Raw genomic sequence first — 24,220 nt, forward strand, 5'->3', positions numbered from 1 at the left:
AATTAATAATTAAATGGGGTCGCAAAATCAAAAATAAGGGTAATGATTGTATCACAGTTTAAATGTGCAACAGCTTATTCTTCTGTGGCTTTTCGGTAATTACCCTTCATCCTATTATCTTTAAAAGTGTCTAAATTATCAGGATCACCATGAATGCTCCAATAAGCAATCTTTCTCAGAGAGCATCCTATTAGTTCAGCAGTTTGAGCTTGTGTATTTCCGCTATTTAGCAATAAAAAAATTAAGGCTCTTTGCCGAATGTCTGGATGCTCATGCTCCTTTAATACTTGTTGAAGATTTTCCCTTGTCTCGGAACTGAGGAAGTTTTTAGTAGGCATTGACTTTTTATAAATATCATCATATTATACTATGCAATATGCGTTTTAGATGCTGAACAGCTTACTCCTGGACGCAGAAACCAGGTTTTTTACGGAAATAACTTTACATTTTTTACCGACAGGTGAAAGCCGATCGCTCGCCCCTTTCCCATATCCTAGAAAAACACAGGCACGGCCAAGGCTCAAATCAGCTCGGACTCGATCGCCTTCTCTGTGCGATCGCGCAGGAAACCATCCCTAGTTGATGATGGTTGTAACAGAATTTGTGGGATTATGATTTCTGTGCAATCAGCCTTCTTGCCTTCATGACAACGAATGATTCTGACATACAAATCCAAGCGCGAAGAATTCTAGACGCGATTGCTTTCATTCCTTTTGAGCAATGTCAACCCTTGACCCGTGGGTTTGAGAGCATTCCTGCGCGTCCTGGCATTTATGCAATCAGGCACAGAACTGATGGATTGCTCTACATCGGTAAAACCAAGAGCTTACGAGGTCGCTTCAGTGGTGGGCACAAAGCTTTTTTGTGGGCATGGCTCGATAAATATAGCGATGAAGACATACGGATTGCAGTACAGACAATTTCTCACTGGCAGAACCCTGCGTTACTATTGGAGCTAGAAGCCATCATTCTAAGAGCTACTGAACCCCCTTACAACGTCCAAATTCCAACTGAGATGTAAATGCCATGCAAGCCAAACTTCAAGAGCAACTTTCCCTCGCTGATGCCGAAGTTATTTTAGGACGTTTTCCTGAACGAATTCGTGCTGCCCTAATTGCTCGTGCTGCTGAAATTGAATACCCAATCGAAGCAGTCATTGAGATGGCGATCGCTAGTTTCCTTGACACAGAGGCATTAGGTTTTGCAGATTGCAAACCAGGACGCGGACAATAACAGCGTCAAGTGGCGATCGCCGCGGCCTAACAACCCGGTTGGAGCGGACTACCGAAAGATATTGGTGGTGATGCAAAAGTTATTTCTAGCCACTCAACCGGAACGTTGCTTTTGGCTGAAACAATGCTTCTAAATTATCTGCCAGTGTTTAAAATTAAGCTATTCACCTCTAATTGCTGGAGTTCAATCTATGAGAAAGCCACAAACTGTTAAAGCTTTGGAAGAGCTAGGACGGGTTCAACTCTCTAAGAGTTTTTTCATGCGTGAGTTTCTTTATTCAGAAATCTCTCAAATTGAAGGTATCCCTAACCTTCCTAGCGATCCTGACTTGGCGATCGCAGCAGGAAAGAATTTGTGTGAGAGGGTGCTTGAACCAATTCAAGATGCGCTTGGTCGGATTAGTATCCGCTCAGCCTATCGTTCTTGTGCGGTGAACGCCAAAGGAGCAGAGAATAAAAATCAGTACAACTGTGCCAGTAATGAGGCCAACTATGCAGAACATATCTGGGATGTAAAAGATTCAGAGGGGTATATGGGAGCAACAGTATGTATTATTGTTACATCATTCATCCCTTACTATGAGCGCACTCAAGATTGGACAGCATTGGCATGGTGGATACATGACCACATAGATGCTTATGCAGAAATGACCTTTTTCCCAAACTATGCAGCATTCAACATTAGGTGGAGCGAGAATCCTAATGTTTCAAAAACCATTTCTAGCTACGTAAGAAACCCGCACACTGGTAAGAATAGCGGGTATTTGACAAAGAAGGGGATGGATAATTTCTTAGGTTTGCATGGGCAGTTTTACCAAGAATTTATCGATCGCTGACTAACCATCGCCTTGAACCTCAATAGTATAACTGTAGCCCTGTTCAGTGAGCCATTAAAATCGTCGGTTTTTCCGGGAGGGCTGCGGTGGGAACAATGCTGGATATAGCCTTTACTGAAGCCGGAAAAATCGCAGAGGCACTTAAAGCCGATTATCAAAATATTTAGCGGGTGTTTGAAAGTTTTTGCTGGTTTGTTCGTGGGAGTTTAAGACTATGAGTGAAATGGATCTACTTGTATGATTATAGCTGACTCGCCTTGTCTGGGTGCGATCGCCCTTGCCGATTGACTAATTTTAGCTTTTGCAAACTGTCAATCGATTTGAGATTTGAGATTTGAGATTGAAGCCTAAGATGTGGGATAATTTTGTACGATCGGGACTTACGCATTACTGTAAAGTTGTCGGCGCGCGCCCAAAAGTAAGATCGCCCGTCAGCCGTGTTACCAAAAAAATTGCCAGTCCAGGACGCACAAAAACCTTCAGAAACCGGGTTTCTTGACAAAAAACTACGCTTTCAAACAGATTCCCCGACAAGAAACCCGGTTTCTGACCAACTGTGCGTAAGTTCTGTTTGCACAATTCCTAATTATCACAAACCAGACGATATGACTCAAAAGCCAACCGCAACCTACCGAACCGAAAGCGACTCGATGGGAGACAAACAAATCCCATCTAATGTCTACTACGGCATCCAAACTCTAAGGGCTATTGAAAATTTCCCGATTAGTGGCATTAAGCCTTTATCAACATACGTTGATGCTTGTGTTTTAATTAAAAAAGCAACGGCGATCGCCAATGGCGAACTCGGCTGCATTCCCCAAGACATCAGTCAAGCAATTGTCCAAGCAGCAGATGAAATCCTAGCTGGCAAATTGCGCGATCAATTTGTAGTTGATGTCTACCAAGCCGGCGCCGGAACTTCTCACCACATGAATGTTAATGAAGTTCTTTCAAATCGCGCTTTGGAAATTATGGGCGACGAAAAAGGCAACTACAAGCGCATTAGTCCTAACGATCATGTAAACTACGGTCAATCAACAAATGATGTGATTCCGACGGCGATTCGTATCGGCGGATTGTTGGCGTTAGAAAAGACTCTGTTTCCGGCTTTGTCGGATGCCGTAGTCGCCCTAGAAAACAAAGCCGAAGAATTCAAAGATATCGTTAAATCCGGCCGCACTCATATGCAAGATGCCGTACCTGTTCGACTCGGCGATACCTTCGGCGCTTGGGCGCAAATTCTCAGAGAACATACCTTGAGAATTGACAGGGCATCCGATGATTTGACATCCCTGGGATTGGGGGGAAGTGCGGCAGGAACAGGGTTAAACACTCACCCTGAATACTGTCAAAAAGTTGCGGAAATTCTCTCAGAATTAATCGATCACCCCCTGAAACCAGCAAGGCATTTAATGGCTGCTATGCAGAGTATGGCACCGTTTGTAAATGTCTCCGGTGCACTGCGAAATCTCGCTCAGGATTGCGTTAAAATGTCCCACGACTTGCGTTTGATGGACTCAGGGCCGAAAACGGGTTTGAAAGAAATTCAATTGCCTCCTGTGCAACCTGGTTCGTCGATTATGCCGGGAAAATACAATCCTGTGATGGCAGAAATGACATCGATGGTTTGTTTTCAAGTTATGGGTTACGATAGCGCGATCGCCCTTGCCGCCCAAGCGGGACAATTAGAATTGAACGTGATGATGCCCCTGATCGCCTACAATCTCATTCACAGCATCGAAATTTTGGGCAATACCATCAGCGCCCTGAGCACCAAATGCCTCGAAAAAATAGAAGCTAAGGGCGATCGGTGTCTCGCCTACGCAGAAGGTAGTCTCGCCCTCGTTACCGCCCTCAACACTCACATCGGCTATCTCAACGCCGCCGCTGTCGCCAAAGAATCTCTAGAAACCGGCAAATCTTTGCGGCAAATTGTGCTAGAAAGGGGTTTAATGAGTGCAGAAGACTTGGCAAAAGTTCTAGATTTAGAGAAAATGAGTGCTATGCCAACATCTTCTGCTAACGTATAGGATCTCGCAGGAATCAGCTAGAAACTAGAAGGCTGAACTCGATTTAATTCTGCCTTCTGCCTTCTGAGTTCTGCCCGATCGCTGTCACAGGTGAAAGTTAAACAATTCAGAATTCATTTTTTTTACATTTAATTCTGAATTTTTTTTATAGTCTAAAGTTGGGAGCAAGATTTATGCGCGCAGGTTCTTTTGCCAAATTAACTCAAGATAAAGAGAACACAACTCAAGTGACATTTCATTATGTGGAAGGTCAGGCTGAAACTTTCACTATTCCGATACCGGCACAAGAATTCCAAGAGGAAGTGCTGCATTTATTAAATCAACCTTGGTTGACTTTCCATTTAGCCGATCAAACGGTTTTTATCTGCACAGCCAGGGTGGTAAAAGTAGAAGTAAAACCTGCTATCCCTGAACTGCAAGGTCAAGGAATATTCTCTAACTCGCTGCGAGTTAGTACGATGCAGCGGGCGGCAGTTGGTAGATTGCCAACGAATAGTTAGGGTTCATTTGTATTGAGATTATTCTTGGTAACGCAGGCGCAGATCACCCTGCTTATGGTTTTATGTGCCTGTGTTACACTGAGATTATTCCCGATCGATAACCAATTACAAATTAATTCATAATTATGTCTGCTGTTAGTTTAATTCAGGCCAATTCCTACGATCGCCAAATCTTGCAAAAATCTTTAGAAAGTTTGCTGGCACCCTTGGGCGGAATCTCGGCTTTTGTCAAATCGGGCGATCGGGTTTTACTCAAACCCAATCTCCTCACCGGTTCTCGCCCTACAAAAGAATGTGTCACCCGCCCAGAATTGGTTTACTGCGTGGCGAAAATGGTCATTGAAGCGGGAGGAAAACCATTTTTAGGTGATAGTCCAGCTTTTGGCAGTGCAATGGGTGTAGCCAAAGCCAACGGTTATTTGCCACTGTTGGAAGAACTGAATTTGCCAGTAGTTGAGTTTCAAGGAAAACGCTACGAAACTGTCAGCGAAGATTTCAATCATCTGCGAATTTGCAAAGAAGCAATGGAAGCGGATGTAGTGATTAATTTGCCCAAACTCAAATCTCACGTTCAATTAACCGTGACAATGGGCGTGAAAAATTTGTTCGGCTGCGTCCCAGGCAAAATGAAGGCTTGGTGGCACATGGAAGCTGGCAAAGATAGCGCCAGATTCGGTGAAATGCTGGTTGAAACGGCCAGGGCAATTAACCCTAATTTGACGATTTTGGATGGCATTATCGGCCACGAAGGTAACGGGCCAAGCGGCGGGGAACCTAAGTTTTTGGGAATTTTGGCTGCCTCTGATGATGTGTTTGCTTTGGACAGAACTTTAGTTGAAATTATTAATGCTGATCCCGCGGCGGTTCCCACTGTAGCTGCGGCGATGAGATTGGGGCTTTGCTCGAATTTGGAGGATCTTGATTTTCCGCTTTTGCAGCCGGAAAATCTCAAGGTTTTGGATTGGAAGTTGCCGGAAAGTATGATGCCAATAGACTTTGGTATGCCGCGGGTGATTAAGTCTACTTTCAGGCATTTTTATATCCGGTTTATCAAAGAACGGATGGGGGCTTACGCCGATCGATAGGAGACCTTGGCGACCTCTACATAAAAATCCCTGCTTGTCAATCAGCTATTGTGATGAAGATTAAAGAAAAGTTTGGCTTCCCAACTCAACTGGGAGCTAAATTTTTATGTCAAGGCACCGTAGCGGGCGCAACATTTGCGTCCACCGATATATGAAATCGCAAATTTTATACTTCGCTTTTGCAATAAAATAAATAATATTACTTAGGTATGAAGGCAATAAAGCTTTTATTTATCTCGATCGCAGCCGACATCGCTACCCAGTTTTATAACTTAATTTATACTTTAATTATTGCTGAATTCCTAAATATAGGAAAACTTACTCACAGCCCGATCGCGGAATGTGTAGTTTTTTATTACACGTGACAAAGCAAGCTAAATGCGTTACCTTAAATGCGATGTAAGCTGAAAACCACCCCGCAGCAATCCTGTTTCCGAAACCTAATAATTTTGGGGCCGTCATCCGCTGTATTTCAGATTCCGCAATGGTCACTGGCACATAATTTATTTCCGGATTTGAAATCCAACATCAGTGGTTATTAGTACATCAAGTACCTAAATAATGAAAACTAAAATGCCAAGTCAAAATTGCTTAATTCCTACCGTCGTCTGTCCGATATCGGGACAGAATATGAAACCGTGGCTATTGATACCCGGTGATTGGCGCAGACCTGCAAACAAAGAATCCTTTCAATTGTACTGGTGCGAAAAGTCACAACTTGGATGCATTCATCCTTTACCCGAACTCAACAAAATCGCCAGTTTCTACGAGATTGACGACTACTATACTCATCATATAGACTCTACAGGTTCCGAGTCTTCCTCTTCTATTTCCTTCTGGGATAAATTACGCACGCATCTAGCTTGGCGTTTCGATCGCGGAGTAGATGTCACAAGTCAATGGTGGAAGCAACAGTTCGCGACTGCTTCCTGCTCGATATTAGAAATCGGTTGCGCCAACGGCCAAATGCTGCAAGAACTGCAAGCAGATGGTCACAAAGTCTGGGGCGTAGAACCCGATCGACAAGCTTTGGTTTTGGCCGAGCAGCGAGGTCTTGATGTATTTTATGGTACTGCTGAATCTTTGCCCCCGGAAGTCACGTCTAGACAGTACGACATGATTGTGATGAACCACGTACTCGAACATACCAGAGATCCTTTACTTGCACTCCGCAATGCCATGCAGTTGCTCGTGGATGGCGGCAAATTGGTGATGGAAGTACCAAATAACTCTTGTATTGGGCTGAAGTCATCAGGGATTGCATGGATGCATCTAGATGTACCAAGGCATTTGTATTTCTTCACACCGCAGAGCTTCCGCGCTATCTGTGAAAAAGCGGGATTTGAGATAATTTCTACTGAGTTTAATGGCTACTATCGCCAATTTGCCAACAGTTGGATCGATGATGAAAGAAAAATTTTGAGTGTGTTCGATTCAATGGAATCCCCTCGGATGGTAAAGCCCAAAGAAAACAGTAAGGCCCAAGCTTGGAATCTACTGCTGAAAACAATTTTTGCGGCTGATGAAAACAAGTACGATTCGATCCGGATTGTAGCCCAAAAGCCATAGCAAGAGCGAGGTAAGGGCAATAAACTTTTGGTTTTGTATCCAGTTTGGTTACCGAAAAACTGGGTCTAAAGCCCCGTCCTTCGTTTGACGGCTTTTCCTCTTTAAGTTTATCAATCCAGCCCTCTATAAGTTGGGTCATTGTTTTTTCTTTCTGTTTGGCAATTCTCCGCAGCTTCTCTAGCCGACTCACGGCAATGCGAATACTTAATCTTTCTCTGGTCATTTAGCTACCCAATTGCCACCCTATTATGTTATCGGAGTAAGCATGAAAGCAAGATAAGCTGTCACGCATTTAAATTGCATATTCAGGGCGGGCGAGACGCCCACCCCACAAGAATTATATTGTTTTTTGACATTCTATTTAAATGCACAACAGCTTATCAGTACCGTTTCTATCCAACAAGCCAACAGCAGCAGAGCTTAGCTCAGTTGTTCGGTTGCGTTCGTGTTGTGTATAACGATGCTCTTGCAATCTGCAAACAATCTCAAAAGAAGCCTAAATCGGCTGAACTCCAAAAGATTGTTATCACTCAGGCAAAAAAGACTGAGGAAAGAGCTTGGTTAGGCGAAGTCTCTGCAATTCCATTGCAACAGTCAGTGGCCGACTTAGAAGCAGCATTCAAAAACTTTTTTGAGTCTTGCAAGAGCAAAAGAAAAGGACGCAAAGTCGGCTATCCTAAGTTCAAAAAGCGCACAAACAGCCAGTCTGCAAGGTTGACTCGCGGAGGTTTCTCAATCAAAGGAGATGGAGTTTATCTAGCCAAGATCGGTATTGTTAAACCAATCTGGTCGAGGGAGCTACCCTCCGAGCCCAGTTCGGTCACGGTAATCAAAGACTGTGCGAACCGCTATTTACTCAGCTTTGTCGTAGAAATTCAACCCAATCGAGTTGATGCCAAGAACCAAAGTATCGGCATCGATTTGGGAATTAAAACTTTTGCGGTAATGAGTGATGGAACATCAGCCCAAAGTCCCAGTTACAAAAAGTTAGACCGAAAAATCCGCAAGCTGCAACGCAAGTTAGCCCGCCAGCCCAAAGACTCAAAGCGCCGGAACAAAACCCGCATTCAGATTGCCAAGCTCCACAATCAGATTGCTGATACTCGCAAGGATTTTTTGCACAAACTATCTACCAAGGTTGTCAGTGAAAACCAAACCATTGTCTTGGAAGATTTAAACGTGTCTGGCATGGTCAAAAACCGCAAAATTGCTAGGGCAATTAGTCTACAGGGATGGAGAGAATTTCGGGTATTGTGCGAGGCTAAATCTGAAAAGTTTGGGCGTGAGTTCGTAATTATTAGTCGATGGGAACCTACAAGCCAAACTTGCTCTGATTGCGGATATAAATGGGGAAAAATTGATTGGTCTGTGCGTTCTATACTTTGCTTAAATTGCGGTACAGAACACTACCGAGATGAAAACGCTTCGGTAAATATAGAAAAAGTCGGCCTGGGGCATCGGCACGACTCTAAATGTACGTCGAGACAGAGTAAGACTACCGGGCGTAGCGTCCGTCAATGAAGCGTAAAGAATCCCCACGCCTTCAGGCTGGGGAGTATGTCAAACAGTCACAATACTTTTGCGCTCCCTGCAATAATCCCCAATGCCAGGAGTTCGCTCAAACAAAATGCGGCTATTGACCCAGAAATCCACCTGACTCGATCGAGACTGACGCACAAACTTTGTATGTAGGGTGTGCAGTCGGCAGCTTACCACATAGATAAGGTAAAAATTGTTTTCGGGCGTAATATCCTTTCCGGTGGCATCGGAATTATATATTCGGATCATGTCAGTGGGAGCTTAAGAGCTCGCTACCCAAATCGCGAGCTCTTAAGCTCCCACTATAATTCCGATGCCACCGGATTTGATATCAGTTTTCTTGAATATGCGATCGTAGTTGCACCTCAAAACGATTAGTTACGATGTGTTTGCTTTTTAAATTTTTTCTTGTGAGCACCCATAATTCACCAAAAACTTTTAAATTTCAACCATATAATACTTCTTCTACAGGCGGCGTGGCGTCTGTGGGGTCGAACTGTTTGATTTTCAAAGCTTGTAGCAAAAACAGCCAGATATAAAGCGGATTCAAAAAAACATACCGCTGCCAAAGGCGCCGAGGTTCCTTCATCATCCGAAACAGCCATTCCAAACCTATTTTAGATAAAAAGTCAGGAGATTTAGCCAAATTACCCGCATGAAAATCGTAAGCAGCACCTACAGCAATCAATGGCATTGATAAGTCGTCCCGGTATTCGTAAGCCCAGACTTCTTGCCGGGGACACCCCAAACCGACAAAAGTAATTGCTGCACCGCTGTTGCGAATTTGCTGTGCAATTTCTTGTTTCTCTTGGGGCGACACGTGCCTAAATTTAGAAGGCTGAGTTCCAGCAATAATTAACTTGGGAAAACGCTGGCAGAGATTGCGAGATAAAGCTTCCAGTACAGAAGCTTGAGATCCGTACAAATAGATAGGTAATCCTTCTTCTGCCGCACGTTCGCAAATTTGTAACATCGCATTCGGCCCGCAAACTCGATCGGGCAATTCCGTATGGTAGAGCCAGTTTAACGCCCACCTGACAGGCTGTCCGTCTGGCAATACTAAGTCCATGTGATTAATCCGATAACGATGAGTGCTGTCGAGAACCCCAGTCATTACCCCGTGAACCGCGAGAGCAGAAACTGACATTGGTTTTCCGGCGCTGGCTGCCGCAATAATTTTGCTAACAGCCGCTTCATAATTAACGGCATTTACTAATATGCCCAGTACATTCTTTTTCCCTTTATCAATCATGGAGCACCTCTTTAAGTCAACGCTCGCGGTTACACTCATAAATCTCCCCTAAGATTTGTTTAACCTTGTATTCTTCAATCGTTTACCGAAATTCCCAGCACCTTCTTTTTGCCCGGCTCACTCATTGGCATCCTCTTTCAGCCAACGCTCGCGGTTACATTCATAAATCTCCTGTAAGATTTGTTTAACGTTATATTTCATTTTCCAGTTGGGATAGTGACTGGAAAATTTTGAATTGTCGCTAATCCACCAAATGTGATCGCCAATGCGATTCCCTTCAGCATAAGTCCAATTAAACTTGCGTTCTGCAATGGCCTCGCACATCTGGATAGCTTCTAACATCGAACAATTGCTGTACCTGCCTCCTCCTGTATTATAAACTTGGGCGCTTTTGGGAGCTTTATAAAATTCATAAAATGCCGAAATTAAATCAGCGCTATGAATGTTATCGCGAACTTGCTTGCCTTTGTAGCCAAACACGGTGTAAGGAGTTCCCGTGACAGCACACTTCATCAAGTAGGCGAGAAAGCCGTGCAATTGAGCTCCTGAGTGATTTGGCCCCGTCAAACAGCCGCCACGAAAACAAGCGGTGTTCATATCAAAATATCGACCGTATTCTTGGACTAAAATGTCAGCAGCTACCTTAGAAGCACCAAACAAACTGTGCAGGCACTGATCGATTGACATATCTTCCCGAATGCCACTTTCGTAAGTATGGCCGGGTTCAATTTCCCACCTGTGTTCTAATTCAATTAAAGGCAAACTGTTAGGCGTATCGCCGTATACTTTATTGGTAGAAGTGAAAATGAAAACCGCTTTAGGACAGTACAAGCGAGTTACTTCTAGAAGATTGAGAGTGCCGTTGGCATTGACGGTAAAGTCTATTTTCGGAGCACGGGAAGCCCAATCATGGCTGGGCTGAGCTGCTGTGTGAATTACTAATTCGATCGACTCGCCGTACCGCTGAAAGATATTGGTAATCGCTTCATAGTCGCGAATGTCCACATCTAAGTGATAATACTTGGTACCCAAAGACTTTTCGAGCAGTTGCCGGTTCCAGTTTGTAGAACCATCAGCACCAAAAAAGAACTGGCGCATATTATTGTCGATCCCAACTATATCTAAGCCTTGTTTGGCAAAGAACTGACACGCCTCAGAGCCAATTAAACCCGCCGAGCCAGTAATGATTGCAACGCCCACGTTTCACCGCCTGAAAAAATATAGTTTTCTTTGTTTTGCCCGATCGAACCCATCAGAAGTTATCCTGATTTTCTATAGACTATATCTTCGCACAATTGAGCAAAGAATTCGCCTTTAACATCCCAATCATATACTTCCCGGACGTGATTGCGACCTGCTTCACCCAAGCGCGATCGCAACTCTGCATCGCCGGCTAAATTAGCGATCGCCTCAGCTAGACCCTGCACTGCCTGTTCTGGATTGTAACCAGGTACTTTTATCCCCGTTTGCGCCGTCACTTGAGTAGCAGGCCCTCCCAGATCCAAGCAGATGATGGGGCGCCCCGCCGCCATCCCCTCCAAGCAAGTCCAGCCACCTGAATCGTGCAAGCTAGGGTGAATAAGTACATGAGACTCCCCTAGCTTACTCAAAGTTTCCTCGCGTGGCAGCCTCCCCCACAACTTAACTTGAGAGGCAATGCCCAAGTCCTGCGCTAGAGACTGAAGGCGAGCGCGTTCCGGGCCATCCCCCAGCAGCCAATATTCGGCATTCGGCAAGTTAGCTTGGGCAAATGCCCGCAACGCAAGGTGATAGCCCTTCCAGTGCAGCAGCCGCCCCATACTGATGAACCTGATCGGGGAAAGCCCTGGCATCTGGCACTCTCCCAGCCTCGCCATCTCTTCCTTCGACAGACACGCCTCGGAAAGCACCTGCACCTTTTTAGCACCCATCGCCCGCACCCGCTTCGCCGTGTCCTCCGTTGTCGCAAAAGCTAAGACACTTCGCCTAGCCGTCATCCTGGCAAAGGGATCGCTTTCGCCGAGCCGCTGTCCCCAATCTCGCGCCGTTTCGTAAAGTTTTGCCTTAAAGCTAAAATCAGCCCAAAAAGGTTTCGGGGCTGCTTCGCCACCGCCCACAGGCCCCCAAATAAAAGGAATAGGCAGCAGCGAGATGAAGCTGGGCGACCAAAATTTAACGTAGGTGACGTGGCGGGCGATATCGAAATTAATTTGGCGGTGGAGCTGGCGCGCCTCTAAATAAGCCAAAATTTGCCACAGGTAATAGTGCAATTGCAGCCCTCCCTGTCTACCTTTAAAGTTTTCGCTCCAGCCGAAAGGCTCAATGTAGACAAAGTGCAGGTTAGGGTTCGGGTACGTGGCCAGGAAGGCTTCAATAGCGGTACGGTAAAAGGTGCGAGTTAGTACCCAAACTTCTTGATGCTTGGCGGCTTCTACCACCGCATTCCAGCCCACTCCTTCCTCAGATCCTTGTCCGGGTTCGCAGGCAAAGGCAGATAAAAGAATTTTCATCAACTTTTCTCCAATACTAGCGAAGTCACATCTGCTATTAATTTCGCAGCATTTTCGGGTGTATGTTCAGCGATCAGTTGCTGGGATTTTTTGCCCATGATCGCTAACTTTTCTGGGCAATCAATCAAGTCCCGCATCGCGTTTGCAATACCTTCCGACTGATAGGGATCAAAAATATAACCATTTTCACCTTCAACGATCATTTCGCAAGCCCCAGCCCATTTTGAACACAAAACCGGCTTACCAAATGCCATCGCTTCTAGCACCACCATTCCCCAAGTATCTTCTAACGTAGGAAAAACAAACACATCAGCTTCTAGAAAATAAGAGCCCAAGTATCCGTATTCTATCCACCCTGTCCAAACAATTTGTTTTTCTAAACCCCATTCTTTTGTAAGTGCTTCTAGTTCCGATCGCTGTTCCCCGTCTCCAACGATAATGACTGTGTAATTCGAGTATCCCTTGCTTTGCAAAATTCTGCAAGCTTCTAACAGATTCTTAATCCCTTTGCGGGAAATTACTTGACCCACGCACAGAAAAATTGGGTGGGGGAATGACAAGGAGATAGACTTATTATTTTCTAACTTTTGTACCAAAGCTTTAGCATCAGGAACCATGTAAGGTTGAGCAAAGATATTACTTTCGGCAGCCCCAATCACTTCTACCAAATATTCTTTACCTCGGCGACTATTAGAAACAAAGGTATCAGCAAATTTACCCATCCAGCGTCGAATCGTCGATCGCACCTTAGAATCTCGAAAGTCTACATTCGGGGAACTACTTTCATAAACTAAAACCAATTGCCATTTCCCTATAGGCTTAAAGATTATAGCTACCAATGTCCAGATCGAAAATCCACTAGCAAAAATGACCTGGGGCTTGAATTGCAAAAGAGGAAAAATAATCCCCGGAGTAGCCTTAATATAACCACGACTGTACCCAGTTTCTATCTTTTGGGTGGTGATGAATTCAGTATCTCCCACAACTTCGACTACTTCTGTACCAGGAGCTTCCGGATCGTAGCGAGGCCAGAGGCGACCTGTATAAAAAATCGTGTTCGGAATCAGTTTTTTGAGCTCATGCAAAACCGGCGGCCAATAGGCCCCAAATTCTGCCGAAGGAACGAGCCAAGCAATGCGGAGTTCATTTCTATCAACCATCCTATTCACCTTGAGTTTTGTTTTTAGTCAATCCCAGCTTACTCAACACTGAAAGCCAAACTAACCTTCGATAAGGTAGCAGCCAATAAATTGGCCACAACAAGCCACCATGCCGCTGAGTAAATACTTTCCACTCTTGAGCCGGTTGCAGGGTAGTATCTTTGAAGGATAAACCTTTCGGTTTGCTCATTTTCTCCAATCCTTCGCTTAAATTCTCAGCAGCCGTTTTGGTCACCTGGGGGTTGAGGGAACAAGTTCCTAAATGACCGGGAGCAATCCACACTGTACATCCTTTCTGTCTCGCTCGTAAACCATAATCCCAATCCCCAATATAATGGACAAAAGCCGGATCGAGGTTGCCGACAATTTGCACAACACTGCGGGGAACTAATACGCAGTTGCCGTGCATAGTATCGCAAATTTGAGGCTCTTTTGTTGGTTCTAAGACACCATATCGGAAGGGGTGCAAAGGGTTATTTCGCACCATACCGCCGTATGTTGTTTGACCAGTTTCTGGGTCGCAGGTAGAACCGCCAACGATGGCTTTTGTTTCTCCTTTTTCTAATAATTTGTGACAGGTTTCTAGCAAGACACTTACTGTTTGTGGGTAAATAATAGTGTCATCATTTAACCAGAGGTAGTAGTCTGGATCATCTTTCATTGCTTCGCTGAAAGCCCCACGCATTCCCCCGTTCCAAAATAAGTTCCCATCGCCGGAAAAAATCTTGACTTGAGGATAGATTTGACGAACTGCCTCGCTGGTGCCGTCCGTGCTGGCGTCATCGACTAAATAGGCTAAAATATCAACATCGGCTGGAAGTACCTGTTTAAAAAGGGCCTCTAGGCAAGCCAATGTTTTTTGTTTGCGATTGAAGCAAGTTAAAAGGGCGGCGATTTTAGTACGGTTCATTGTTCCCAATTGTGCAGCTTTTAGCGATAGCCAGGTAAAATTTACTACGTAAAATCAGATTTTTACTTTGGAGTTGACACAACATCGTTAAAAATAGACAAATAGCGATTTGCTTGTATGTCTAAGGTAAATTCTTTTTCCACTTTCTGGCGGGCGCGAATACAAAGTTTTTGATGCCGATTGGGATCTTCTAAAACCCAAGCAATTCCTCGCGCTAAGTCTTCTGTTTCATAGGGTTGAGCTAAATAGCCATTGGAGCAGTGTTCGATCAGATCGGGCAGTCCCCCAATATTAAATGCAGCGCTGGGGATGCCGCAAGCAAGGGCTTCCATGACTGTATTTGGCAAGTTATCTATCACGGAAGGGGCGACAAAAATATCTGCTGCTGCATAAACAGTGGCTAGGGAAATATCATCTGCGAGTCTCCCGACATAGTTAGTTTTAAAACCAAGTTCAATGGGATTTTCGGGTTCAGAAGATCCAAAAACCACCAACTCTATCCGATCTTTCCAGCCTGATTTACTGAGGCTTTGTAAAGCGGGTACGAGCAAGTTAAATCCTTTCCAGCGATCGCCCGTTCCACCTGCACTTCCAAACAGTACAATTTGTTTATCTTGAGGTAAATTCAGAATTTCTCGCGCCCATTGACGATTTATGGGTTTATACTTTTGAGTATTGATGCCATTAGGAATTACTTCAACTCTAAAATCTTTGAATAAAGAACTAGAATTAGCGCATTTAGCTAACCAAATACTAGGGCTAACCAGAGTTAGGTTAAGATTTTTCCAAGCTTTAGCTTTCCGCTGCCACACCCACCGTGACAGATCCGACTCTTTCTTACTGTGAAGTTGCGGACAACTACCACAAGATTGAGTGTAGCGATCGCAATCTTCACTGTAGTGACATCCACCTGTAAAAGGCCACATATCGTGCAGCGTCCAGACTAAGGGTTGATTAAACCTCGGAATACTCTCTACTTGTAAATAACCCCCACACACCCAGTGTAAATTAATAATATCAGGCTTGATTTGGGAAATTTGGACATCTAGAGAATCTGGAAACCATTCTGTAGAAAAAATAACAGACCTTCTCTCAGGGTAAAGTCGCAATGGCGAGTTATATAAAGTTGAAATAATCTTGTCCAACTTATTTGTAATACTATTCTGTGACGAAATTACACTTGAATCGCCACTACCCTTATTTTTTACGAGCATTTGCGAAGAAACACCAATCCCCTGCAAACCTTTTTGCAGTCGATAAGCGGCGCGGGCTGCCCCCCCTTCCGTATCAGAACTATTAACAATTACAACTTTCATTTTCCCTGCCTATCCTCTAGATTTCTAGCTGATTTTATCGGAATTGTTTCAAAAGTTTATCTACTTTTTTTTGCACCTTTCTTAACAACGGCGGATCGTAATCAAATAAAGTTTTTTGGGTAAAATTATCTGCTTGCGTATCCCTAATTGCAAAAGGCGGGTGTTTCATCGGAAATGTTATAGCTTCTACAGGCATATTACTGTAAGGACTGTTGACATCCTCCGTATTAGTTCCCCCTACACCATGTCCGATATTAGAAACTAAATTAACATTCGCAAGAATATTAATACCATTTTGAATAAAGCTAGCAAATGTCCACTGACAAGCCCAACTCTGTAATTTTTTTTCATAACAAAGCTGAAAAATATTTGTCCAAACTTTTACAGCATTGGAGTCTCCCAGTACATCCATCAAAAAATTACCATCACGAATTTCTGGCCACAGCTTCATATCTAAATCATAGTGCTGCCAAGCTCGCCTCCAACTCGCCCAAGTCCAGCAGTGATTGTAGCGAGAAAAGTAGTAACTATAATCAGTTCTTTTCCTGCCAAACTGAACATTTTGACCAGAGATTGACAGAATCCGGTGGTCGTCTCGGTAACGATCGAGCAATTCTTCAGCGAAGCGGAAAAATGTAGGATGAGGGAGACAGTCATCCTCCAGAATAATTGCCTCTTCAACCGTATCAAACACCCAATTCATACCGCTAGAAACTCGCAGCCGACAACCGAGATTTACGTCGGCGTAATTTTTCAAAACTTCGCAGTCCCAATCTACTTGGTCAATAATAGCTCTAGCGGCAGCACATTCTCGATCTTCTCCAGGCCTATCTGGACGCGGGCCGTCAGCAATTACTAGCAATTTGGGGGGTTTTGCCTGACGAATTGCCTCAAACACCCTTTGTGTTTCTTGAGGGCGTTTAAAGATAATCAAGACAATTGGGGTTGTTAGTTGCCAGTCATACATTTATTTTTCTCCTCTTATATCTTTAATGATTACTTAGGTCTTCTTTATCATCAAGTTGGGAAAACTTGATATTTGAACGATATATTTGCAACCACCACATTTTTGGGCAGATCATCCCTTTATGAGATTTTTAACATGAGATAGTCTCCTTTTTATGCCGGATTTTCTGTCTTCTAAAGTCTCAACTATTATTTTAGAAATATTACGTTTAGGTATCCCTACATATCCGCCAACATATTTCATAAACTCCTCTCCCACTGGCAGAGTCCAAAACAAGGATTTGGGATTGGATACTTGTAGGAAAAGTCTCTTAATTCCCCTACTTTTTTCTGCTGGCAGATGCCAAACATCAAGCTGAAAATTTGATTTACTTGCCGTGTAAAATTGCGCTGATGTCCATATCCGTTCAAGATAAGGGTTTGCAGTTCCCGGTGCATACCCTTGCTTGTTATAAATATAGGTTAACATCTGCTCCTCTGTATTAAATTTGGATTTGCCTTGTGCAAACCTTTCTAAAGAAATATTCCAAATCAAGTCAATTTCTTCAGATAATTTTTTAATATTCTCTCCGGTTCCCCCAATTAATTCAGCTCCAAAATAAGGAGGAGCCTGCTCAATATTGTACCCTAGTTCAGAGTAAATTTTTTGCATTTCTCCTCTAGTCAAACCATTAATCGCTTGATCTTCTGGGTAAAAGCGCTCATAAGTAGCTATCCCATTTTTTTCGATTGCTTCTATCATTCTATCTACCGAATTAACCCACACGCAATCAGAATCTAGCGACATACATATATCGTTCGATTCGGAGTTGTTTTTGAGGTATTTAACAATATCGAATTTGAAATATGTACTCCTGAAAGCGTGGAAGTATTCTAGCGGATGCTTATAGGTGAAAGGTAGCTGAGCCACCTTCACACCGATGTTGGCAAAAAATTCTTCCATGTTGAAGTTGCCTAGATTGGGTAATTTTTCTGCATTGGTACACAAGATATGATTGGCACTAGGATTATTTCTCACACTCGTAGCAAAAAATACTACAACGCACTGCCAGTAAATAGATTGGAACTGGCCTGATGAAGATTTGATATTTAATCCTTGAGGATAAATACTTTCTTCACCTTCTCGATCGCAGCACATTCCAGTGACTATATACACAGAACCTCTGTTTTTCATTTAATTTCTCCATGATTTTTATATAATCCTAACTTTCAAACTTGAGTTCCGCGTGGTATTGGGAGGTTAAATTTACAATATTTAACGATACGCCCGACTGTCGGGATTCAAGAGTTATGGGGATATTGTTGAGTGACTGAATCAGACTTGTCACTTAAACCTGACCCATGCCACAATTTATTTGATGGTTATAGGTCAGTTTTTCTTCACAATCTCAATCAACAACATCAGCCGTCATCTGGGATTTAAACTTAGACCACTTCAGAACCATCACAGCCGCTATGAATGCCAGTGTATCATTGCTAATCTGATACGGCAAAAATCTATAGCGAAAAGTAGCCATTCTAGGGTCGCTTTCTTGGTATAAAATATCTTGTGCAAAGTTCCCCCACCGCTCATCTATCAAATCAATTGTCATGCCAGCATGGCTAGAAGGCAGCAGCATATTAGAGCCATGAAGACCAATTACTAAGCGGCTTTCTGAATAAACACGGCATATTTCCTTTTCAATTTTTTCATTAAAAGTATCCACCCTGTAATCTTCAATCCATTCTGGAAACTTAGTTTTTGTCCCCAGACCAGCCACTGCAAATTTTGCTTCAGGTAGTTGCAACCTAATTTTCTCAAATAACTGCTGAATTTTCAAATTTTGCAATGCCAGTGCGATTTCTCCTTGATTCAGCTTTCTAAGACCTCGCAAGAGCAAACGGTTAACTAACAGGCGATCTTCCCGCCAAATAAAAGTAATTTTTATTTCTTGGTACTCAAAGTTGTGTTTGGGTACTCGACTAAACCGCGTGATGTCAAACCGACTTGGATGAGAATAAGCTTCACTGACATAAATTTCTTCAAAACGTTTAGTTTCTTCCTCAACAAACTCAGCGAAGCTGGGATAGTAATTTTGACCATTTTGTAAAGAAATAGGCACTGTCCAGACTTCAGCAACTCCATCGGGAACCATCCACCTTAAAAACTTAGGAACTATCACCACTAATCCACACTCCGGATTGCCGTCTAAGTGCCTTTGTGCATTTAGCAACTTTAACAGGGAGTGACCATAAAGATGATCGATACAGTTTAAGATGATTGCTCGCTTGCACGGCTTAAAAAATTCTTTTGCAATCTCAAGTTTTTCGGGTCGAGGATTTTGGAGTGAGTTGAGTAACGCTTTCCCCAACCAATCCTTTGCGAAAGCATTCTCCGCAAACACTGCAGCTTTCCTTAAATCAACTTGCAGGGAGTTTGTGACTCCATGACCTACTTTCAGCTCATCGATGATTTCGCGGCCGCATCCGCCGCACTTAGAATCTATAACAATGTGAATTCCCTGCCACAAAATAGTTTTGGGATTGAGATCTGTCCCGCAATAGGGGCAATTCGAGCGCTGTTCGATTTTAGGTTTAATTTGAATCACTTTAATAATCCTCTGATTCTACAAGCGGCCTTGTATAAGTTAAGGGATCGCCAGATAAAATTTCCGAAAGGACGCAATTCCTTAATCAAAAAATTGACTAATATAATCACGTAAAAATAAGTTATCAGAGTAGCCACCGTTGCTCCAAAAGCTCCATACTTAGGAATCAGCAAAAAGTTTAACCCTACGTTAAAAATAGATCCGACTACAGTCAAGTAAAGACCGTAGCGTAACTGACCTTCTATGTTCAAATATGTGCTCCGTGCTACTCCAAAGTTACTGCCAAATTGCGCCCAAACATAGATTGCCAGTACCGCTGCTGACTTCGAATATTTTTCACCGTAAAGCAGATGCACTATCCAGGGAGAAAGTAATGATATTGGTATGGCCACTCCCAACCATAAAAATATCATAATATCCGAGTAAATTTGAAATTTATTTAGATATTCTTCATAATTTGTCTTTCTAAAATTCGCTAATTTGGGAAAAATAGAGCTGGATATGATCATCGGCAAGAAATCGCAGATTTCTGAAATTTTCACAGCGGCAGCATAATAGCCCAGTTCTGCATTTTTATTCATCGCACCCAGCATGATCTGGTCGGTTTTTGAGTATACATAAACTGCCAATCCCGACAAAATTATCGGCCAACTCTCCGATAGCAGTTCCTTGCCCCGTTCCCAACTGAATTGCCAATCCTTAATTTTATTCCCCGTAAGCTTATAAAAATATACATAAGCGATTCCTACCAATGCCACCTCTGCCAATCGCACCCAGGCGAAGGCAAGCAGGGGGGCTTTAATTGTCACTAAGCCAATTCTGAAAGCAGCAACTAAAAAACATACCGAATTTTTAGCGAAAACTGTATATTTTGACTGGATTTGGGACTGAAACCAAAAATTGATAGCCTCAAAAGCATTAAAGATAGTTCCCGCTGCGATGATACCTACCAGCCACCGAGTCAGAGTGTCGTTGGGCTTGAGTAGCGCAATCACGGTGACAGTTAACACCAGAGTGATTATACCACCAGTAAATTGCAGTCCGAAGGCAGTTCCCAGGGTCTCATTTTTGCATTCTGGGTCGCGAGCGATATTCCTCACTACCAGAGTACCCAACCCCATCGTGGCCACCGAACTAAACAGCGACACAAAGGCGATCGCGTAGTTGAGCAATCCAAATTGTGTCGGACCAAGATAGCGAGCCACCCAAAGGCCTACGACTAAACCCAAACCCATCTGCAAGATTTGGTCAGTCAACAGCCAAGCTATGTTGCTGAGTACCTGGCGCAGATTAGGGCCGAGCCTTTGACTGACCGCAGTTAACTTATCTAGCATCAGAATATTTTAAATCTTTACAAAACACAAACGCAGTTCTGGCATGGTCGCCAATCTCGCAAAATTAGACTGGTTGATCCTATAACAACATATCACAACTTGAGAGAACATCTCAATGAAAGCAGCCGACCTAGAAATTGGAGTTTGGAGGCAGGAGGCACGAGGGAGGAGGCAGGAGGAAAGAGGAAGAAGGAAGGAGCCAGAAGAAGTGTTTTTACAAATATGAGATGCTCCCCAAATTGACCCACGGTCCGCCCAATGCTTACTTCAATGGACAGTGCCAGCTAAAGAACGCCTTTGAGGGCTACTGGTGCTACTGTTAGAACTATTGTTAGCATTATCTATCGCCAGTCGAACCGTCAACATTGCGTAACTCAGCCAAGGATTTGCTATACTTATAATATAACCTTCTGTGATGTTGCTTATAATAATAGACACTAGAAAACAAATAGGTATTCCCGCTTCTTCCATGGTGCTACCACTCAAATACCGAACTGCGTAAGCTAAATTCAGCAGCAAGGAAGTCATCATTAAAATTAATCCCGGCCAACCGAAGGCTAACAAGATCCCAATCCCCCCATTGTGAGGATTTTTAGGTTGAAATCCATTAGGAGTATAAATAAAATAAGCAGGAGTAGCCGAGCCAAACTTATCTTGTTGAAAAAATCCATCGAATCCGTAGCCCAGCCAGGGGCGCTGATTGACCGCAGCGATTAACTGCGGCCAGAATTCTGTCCGCCCAGTTAGAGTCAAGTCCTTGCCTAACCCACCTACAATAATATCCTCTAGGTTGTCTACTACAAAAACTGTCATAATTATACTGACCACCAGGAAACATATAATAGCAGTAAATGCCCACTGAAAACTTAATTTTTTTAGAAAATCTAGAGACGACACAGCAATTATTAATATGATAGTAATCACTAGAGCCGACCCCGATTTATTAGCCCTTACTAGGTAAAATGAAAAGAACATCATTCCCAAAGCAATCCAGCGCTCTTTCGGAGTTTTAGCGCCTTGAGAATAATGCAAATACCAAAATGCCGTACAGAGAGCTAAGACTCCACCCAAAGAATTTTTAGATTGGGTTAAGCCGACAAAATCTCCTGAGCCAGGGGGTTTCATTACAAAACTTGCCAAACCGATGGCCGTGTATCCTCACCGCCAAAAACCAGATAAATCCTCCCATTTATATTGCGCTGCAATATAAAAACCAAAAGCAGTAAATCCTGAAAAAGCTAGGCCTGCTCTTAGCGTTTCTTCAGGAAAGAGAGACCAGAATGTAGACAGTAATGGAAGTAATGTATAAAGTAAAAAGAAAGGATTCATTGTCAATATTTTGGCAAAAACTTCTATAAAATTGCTACTAAAAATTTTAATTCTTGAAATCAAAATCAATACTACCCAGGGGTAAAAAAAATAAGGTATGAGTTTTAATGTGCCACCGTCTGGTTCTTTCAAGTTAATAGAATGCAAGTAATTAAAAGGAGGTTGTGTTAGAAAGGGAGAGATGAAAATATAAAGACCAGCAAAGCTTTTTTCTAAAGCCAAACTTATTTTTTTTATAGCTGGCGAAGTGAAATAATAGTAGAGTGACCATCGCGAATATAGCAAGTAGCATCCATGTCAATGAAGAACTCCCTAAGATCAGATCTTTCAGCATATTTGGTAGAGACAGTGGTTCAGTCATAATTGCTTTCCTTTATCCGAAATAAGAGCAAATTATCTAGATATAAAATATAGCCGTCAACCCGCAACCACGCTAACACAGAAATTAGGCATAAAGCAAAAATACAGCATCGTTTTTTCGGCGATCGCTTAAAATAATGAGCTTTTTGCCCAGCACTAAAAAGGCTACACTTATATAAATCATAGTCAATAAAATTAGGTGGTGTATGGTTAACACCCATTTTCCCAGACAGATAGCCCCGTCGGTTGTGGGTGTTGTCTTGTTTGCTTCCACTTTCATCGCTGATGCCAGAAGCACCCCGGCACAACTTCCCATCCCCCTAGGCGCAGACCAAGCCCAGACCGTTGCGCCCGTTAGGAGAGCGCCGGAAAGCTATAAACTCGGCGGAGGCGATCGTATCCAAGTAGAAATACTCGAAGTACCCGAACTCAGCCGCGGCTACGAAGTCCTTTCCGACGGTTCAGTCAACCTGCCCCTCATCGGCTTGGTCTCCGTCCGTGGCCGCACCTTAGTAGAAGCCACCAACATCATCCGCAACGCCTACCGTCGCGTCCTCAAAGACCCCATCGTCACAGTCAGCCTCGTCGCCGCCCGCCCCCTCAACGTCGGCGTCATCGGAGAAGTCACCAGGCCCGGAAACTTCACCATTACCCTAACTCCTGGCCCGGGAGCCACGCCGAGTGTCCAGTACCCCACCGTCACCCAAGCGATCAGACTCGCAGAAGGCGTCACGGGTGTCGCCGACATCCGCAACATCCGCGTCCGCCGTCCCCAACGAGACGGCCCGGATCAAGTGCTCAACGTCAACCTGTGGAAATTCTTGCAAGAAGGAGACATCTCTCAAGACATCATTTTGCAAGACAGAGACACAATCGTGATTCCCACAGTCGCCAACTTCAACCAAGCAGAAGCTCGTCAATTTGCGACAGCCAACTTTTCGCCACCCCCAGAAAAACCTCGATCGATCTCCATCGTTGGTCAAGTCACCCGCCCCGGGGCATACGTCGTGATCGGCGGTAACACCACAAACGACCTCAGCCGCGAAGGTTTTCCCACCGTCATCCGGGCCATTCAGCTAGCCGGCGGCATCACCTCCGATGCCGACATCCGGCAAATCCAAGTGCGGCGCGTCACCAGAAGAGGCGAACAAATTATCCCAGTCAATCTGTGGCAGTTCCTAGAGTCCGGCGACGGCGCCCAAGATACCATCCTCCAGGAGGGAGACACGATCATCGTGCCCAAAGCTACGATCGTCAACCCTGCAGAAGCTGGCGTACTCGCGAGCACTAACTTTGCTCCCACTGGCATTAACGTTTTTGTAGTAGGAGAACTCAGAACATCCCTCGATCCCTTGAGGCTCCCAGCTAATGCCACACTGAATCAAGCTTTAGTTTCCAGAGGATTTTTTGGCTACGAGAATACCAGAGCTAGAAGGGATAAAGTTGAGCTAGTCCGCCTCAATAACGACGGTACAGCTACTAAACGGACGATCGAAGTCAATTTAACTCAAGGAATTAACGAAGAAACCAATCCTCAACTTCGCAACAACGACATGATTATCGTATCTCGCAGGGGTCTCGTCGATTTTGTCGATCGCATGAACGCTGTAATCGGACCTGTCGGGCCAGCTACCGGAGTGTTAAATTTTATAAACGTTCTCCGATTTTTATTCAGGTAAGAAGGTGGCGGGTGAGGTGGATAATTCCTGGCAAAGGCTAGAATAA

At 43.9% G+C, this 24,220-nt stretch carries 25 protein-coding genes; 12 read left to right on the forward strand and 13 right to left on the reverse strand.

What is annotated here, in order from left to right; genetic code table 11:
• Nucleotides 1–74: 74 nt before the first annotated feature.
• Nucleotides 75–338, reverse strand: coding sequence for a helix-turn-helix domain-containing protein (locus tag QUB35_RS25585; protein ID WP_333144472.1), 264 nt, complete (start codon nt 336–338; stop codon nt 75–77).
• Nucleotides 339–460: 122 nt separating this feature from the next.
• Here QUB35_RS25585 and QUB35_RS25590 point away from each other — a divergent pair, with 122 nt between their 5' ends.
• From QUB35_RS25590 to QUB35_RS25640, 11 genes are all read left to right on the forward strand, one after another.
• Nucleotides 461–583: a hypothetical protein gene (locus tag QUB35_RS25590; RefSeq protein ID WP_333144473.1), complete on the forward strand. Its 123-nt coding sequence runs from the start codon at nt 461–463 to the stop codon at nt 581–583.
• 18 nt (nt 584–601) lie between these two features.
• Nucleotides 602–1,021 carry a GIY-YIG nuclease family protein gene (locus QUB35_RS25595; RefSeq protein WP_333144474.1) on the forward strand — a complete coding sequence of 140 codons (420 nt, stop codon included), beginning with the start codon at nt 602–604 and terminating at the stop codon, nt 1,019–1,021.
• 5 nt (nt 1,022–1,026) lie between these two features.
• Nucleotides 1,027–1,233 (forward strand): hypothetical protein, encoded by a 207-nt coding sequence (locus QUB35_RS25600; protein WP_006631417.1) that lies wholly within the window; start codon nt 1,027–1,029, stop codon nt 1,231–1,233.
• Nucleotides 1,234–1,423: 190 nt separating this feature from the next.
• The gene (locus tag QUB35_RS25605; protein WP_333144475.1) at nt 1,424–2,068 is read left to right on the forward strand and encodes a peptidase M15; all 645 of its coding nucleotides are present in this window, start codon (nt 1,424–1,426) and stop codon (nt 2,066–2,068) included.
• 605 nt (nt 2,069–2,673) lie between these two features.
• Nucleotides 2,674–4,098: an aspartate ammonia-lyase gene (locus tag QUB35_RS25610; protein ID WP_333144476.1), complete on the forward strand. Its 1,425-nt coding sequence runs from the start codon at nt 2,674–2,676 to the stop codon at nt 4,096–4,098.
• A gap of 173 nt (nt 4,099–4,271) precedes the next feature.
• Nucleotides 4,272–4,598 carry a hypothetical protein gene (locus QUB35_RS25615; RefSeq protein ID WP_333144477.1) on the forward strand — a complete coding sequence of 109 codons (327 nt, stop codon included), beginning with the start codon at nt 4,272–4,274 and terminating at the stop codon, nt 4,596–4,598.
• Between the two features lie 125 nt (nt 4,599–4,723).
• On the forward strand, nt 4,724–5,683 hold the full coding sequence (locus QUB35_RS25620; RefSeq protein ID WP_333144478.1) for a DUF362 domain-containing protein: 960 nt from the start codon (nt 4,724–4,726) through the stop codon (nt 5,681–5,683).
• 209 nt (nt 5,684–5,892) lie between these two features.
• The gene (locus QUB35_RS25625) at nt 5,893–6,048 is read left to right on the forward strand and encodes a hypothetical protein (RefSeq protein ID WP_333144479.1); all 156 of its coding nucleotides are present in this window, start codon (nt 5,893–5,895) and stop codon (nt 6,046–6,048) included.
• Between the two features lie 208 nt (nt 6,049–6,256).
• Nucleotides 6,257–7,252, forward strand: a complete 996-nt coding sequence (locus tag QUB35_RS25630) for a class I SAM-dependent methyltransferase (protein ID WP_333144480.1) — start codon at nt 6,257–6,259, stop codon at nt 7,250–7,252.
• A gap of 342 nt (nt 7,253–7,594) precedes the next feature.
• On the forward strand, nt 7,595–8,773 hold the full coding sequence (locus QUB35_RS25635; RefSeq protein ID WP_333144481.1) for a transposase: 1,179 nt from the start codon (nt 7,595–7,597) through the stop codon (nt 8,771–8,773).
• A 36-nt stretch (nt 8,774–8,809) separates the two neighbouring features.
• Nucleotides 8,810–8,944 carry a hypothetical protein gene (locus tag QUB35_RS25640; RefSeq protein WP_333144482.1) on the forward strand — a complete coding sequence of 45 codons (135 nt, stop codon included), beginning with the start codon at nt 8,810–8,812 and terminating at the stop codon, nt 8,942–8,944.
• Between the two features lie 292 nt (nt 8,945–9,236).
• On the opposite strand, the gene QUB35_RS25645 is transcribed toward QUB35_RS25640, so the two are convergent.
• From QUB35_RS25645 to QUB35_RS25700, 12 genes are all read right to left on the reverse strand, one after another.
• Complete coding sequence (locus QUB35_RS25645) at nt 9,237–10,043, reverse strand: WecB/TagA/CpsF family glycosyltransferase (protein ID WP_333144483.1); 807 nt, start codon at nt 10,041–10,043, stop codon at nt 9,237–9,239.
• A 117-nt stretch (nt 10,044–10,160) separates the two neighbouring features.
• Entirely contained in the window at nt 10,161–11,243 is a 1,083-nt protein-coding gene (locus QUB35_RS25650) for an NAD-dependent epimerase/dehydratase family protein (RefSeq protein ID WP_333144484.1), read from the reverse strand.
• 59 nt (nt 11,244–11,302) lie between these two features.
• A complete protein-coding gene (locus QUB35_RS25655; protein WP_333144485.1) occupies nt 11,303–12,532 on the reverse strand; it encodes a glycosyltransferase in 1,230 nt (409 codons plus the stop codon).
• Nucleotides 12,532–13,692 (reverse strand): glycosyltransferase family 4 protein, encoded by a 1,161-nt coding sequence (locus QUB35_RS25660; protein ID WP_333144486.1) that lies wholly within the window; start codon nt 13,690–13,692, stop codon nt 12,532–12,534. The genes QUB35_RS25655 and QUB35_RS25660 overlap by 1 nt, the downstream gene beginning before the upstream one ends.
• 1 nt (nt 13,693) lies before the next feature.
• Complete coding sequence (locus QUB35_RS25665) at nt 13,694–14,602, reverse strand: glycosyltransferase family 2 protein (protein ID WP_333144487.1); 909 nt, start codon at nt 14,600–14,602, stop codon at nt 13,694–13,696.
• A gap of 62 nt (nt 14,603–14,664) precedes the next feature.
• A complete protein-coding gene (locus tag QUB35_RS25670) occupies nt 14,665–15,918 on the reverse strand; it encodes a glycosyltransferase family 4 protein (protein WP_333144488.1) in 1,254 nt (417 codons plus the stop codon).
• A 34-nt stretch (nt 15,919–15,952) separates the two neighbouring features.
• A complete protein-coding gene (locus QUB35_RS25675; protein ID WP_333144489.1) occupies nt 15,953–16,885 on the reverse strand; it encodes a glycosyltransferase family 2 protein in 933 nt (310 codons plus the stop codon).
• Between the two features lie 111 nt (nt 16,886–16,996).
• Entirely contained in the window at nt 16,997–18,058 is a 1,062-nt protein-coding gene (locus QUB35_RS25680) for a hypothetical protein (RefSeq protein ID WP_333144490.1), read from the reverse strand.
• A gap of 214 nt (nt 18,059–18,272) precedes the next feature.
• Entirely contained in the window at nt 18,273–19,472 is a 1,200-nt protein-coding gene (locus QUB35_RS25685) for a hypothetical protein (protein WP_333144491.1), read from the reverse strand.
• Nucleotides 19,469–20,806: a flippase gene (locus QUB35_RS25690; RefSeq protein ID WP_333144492.1), complete on the reverse strand. Its 1,338-nt coding sequence runs from the start codon at nt 20,804–20,806 to the stop codon at nt 19,469–19,471. The genes QUB35_RS25685 and QUB35_RS25690 overlap by 4 nt, the downstream gene beginning before the upstream one ends.
• Before the next feature lie 267 nt (nt 20,807–21,073).
• Nucleotides 21,074–21,931 carry an O-antigen ligase family protein gene (locus QUB35_RS25695; RefSeq protein ID WP_333144493.1) on the reverse strand — a complete coding sequence of 286 codons (858 nt, stop codon included), beginning with the start codon at nt 21,929–21,931 and terminating at the stop codon, nt 21,074–21,076.
• Nucleotides 21,932–21,964: 33 nt separating this feature from the next.
• Complete coding sequence (locus tag QUB35_RS25700; RefSeq protein WP_333144494.1) at nt 21,965–22,357, reverse strand: hypothetical protein; 393 nt, start codon at nt 22,355–22,357, stop codon at nt 21,965–21,967.
• A gap of 344 nt (nt 22,358–22,701) precedes the next feature.
• Between QUB35_RS25700 and QUB35_RS25705 the strand changes: the two genes are divergently transcribed.
• A complete protein-coding gene (locus QUB35_RS25705) occupies nt 22,702–24,174 on the forward strand; it encodes a polysaccharide biosynthesis/export family protein (protein ID WP_333144495.1) in 1,473 nt (490 codons plus the stop codon).
• Nucleotides 24,175–24,220 lie beyond the last annotated feature (46 nt).

The organism is Microcoleus sp. B13-B6 (assembly GCF_036705405.1).
GTDB lineage: Bacteria > Cyanobacteriota > Cyanobacteriia > Cyanobacteriales > Microcoleaceae > Microcoleus.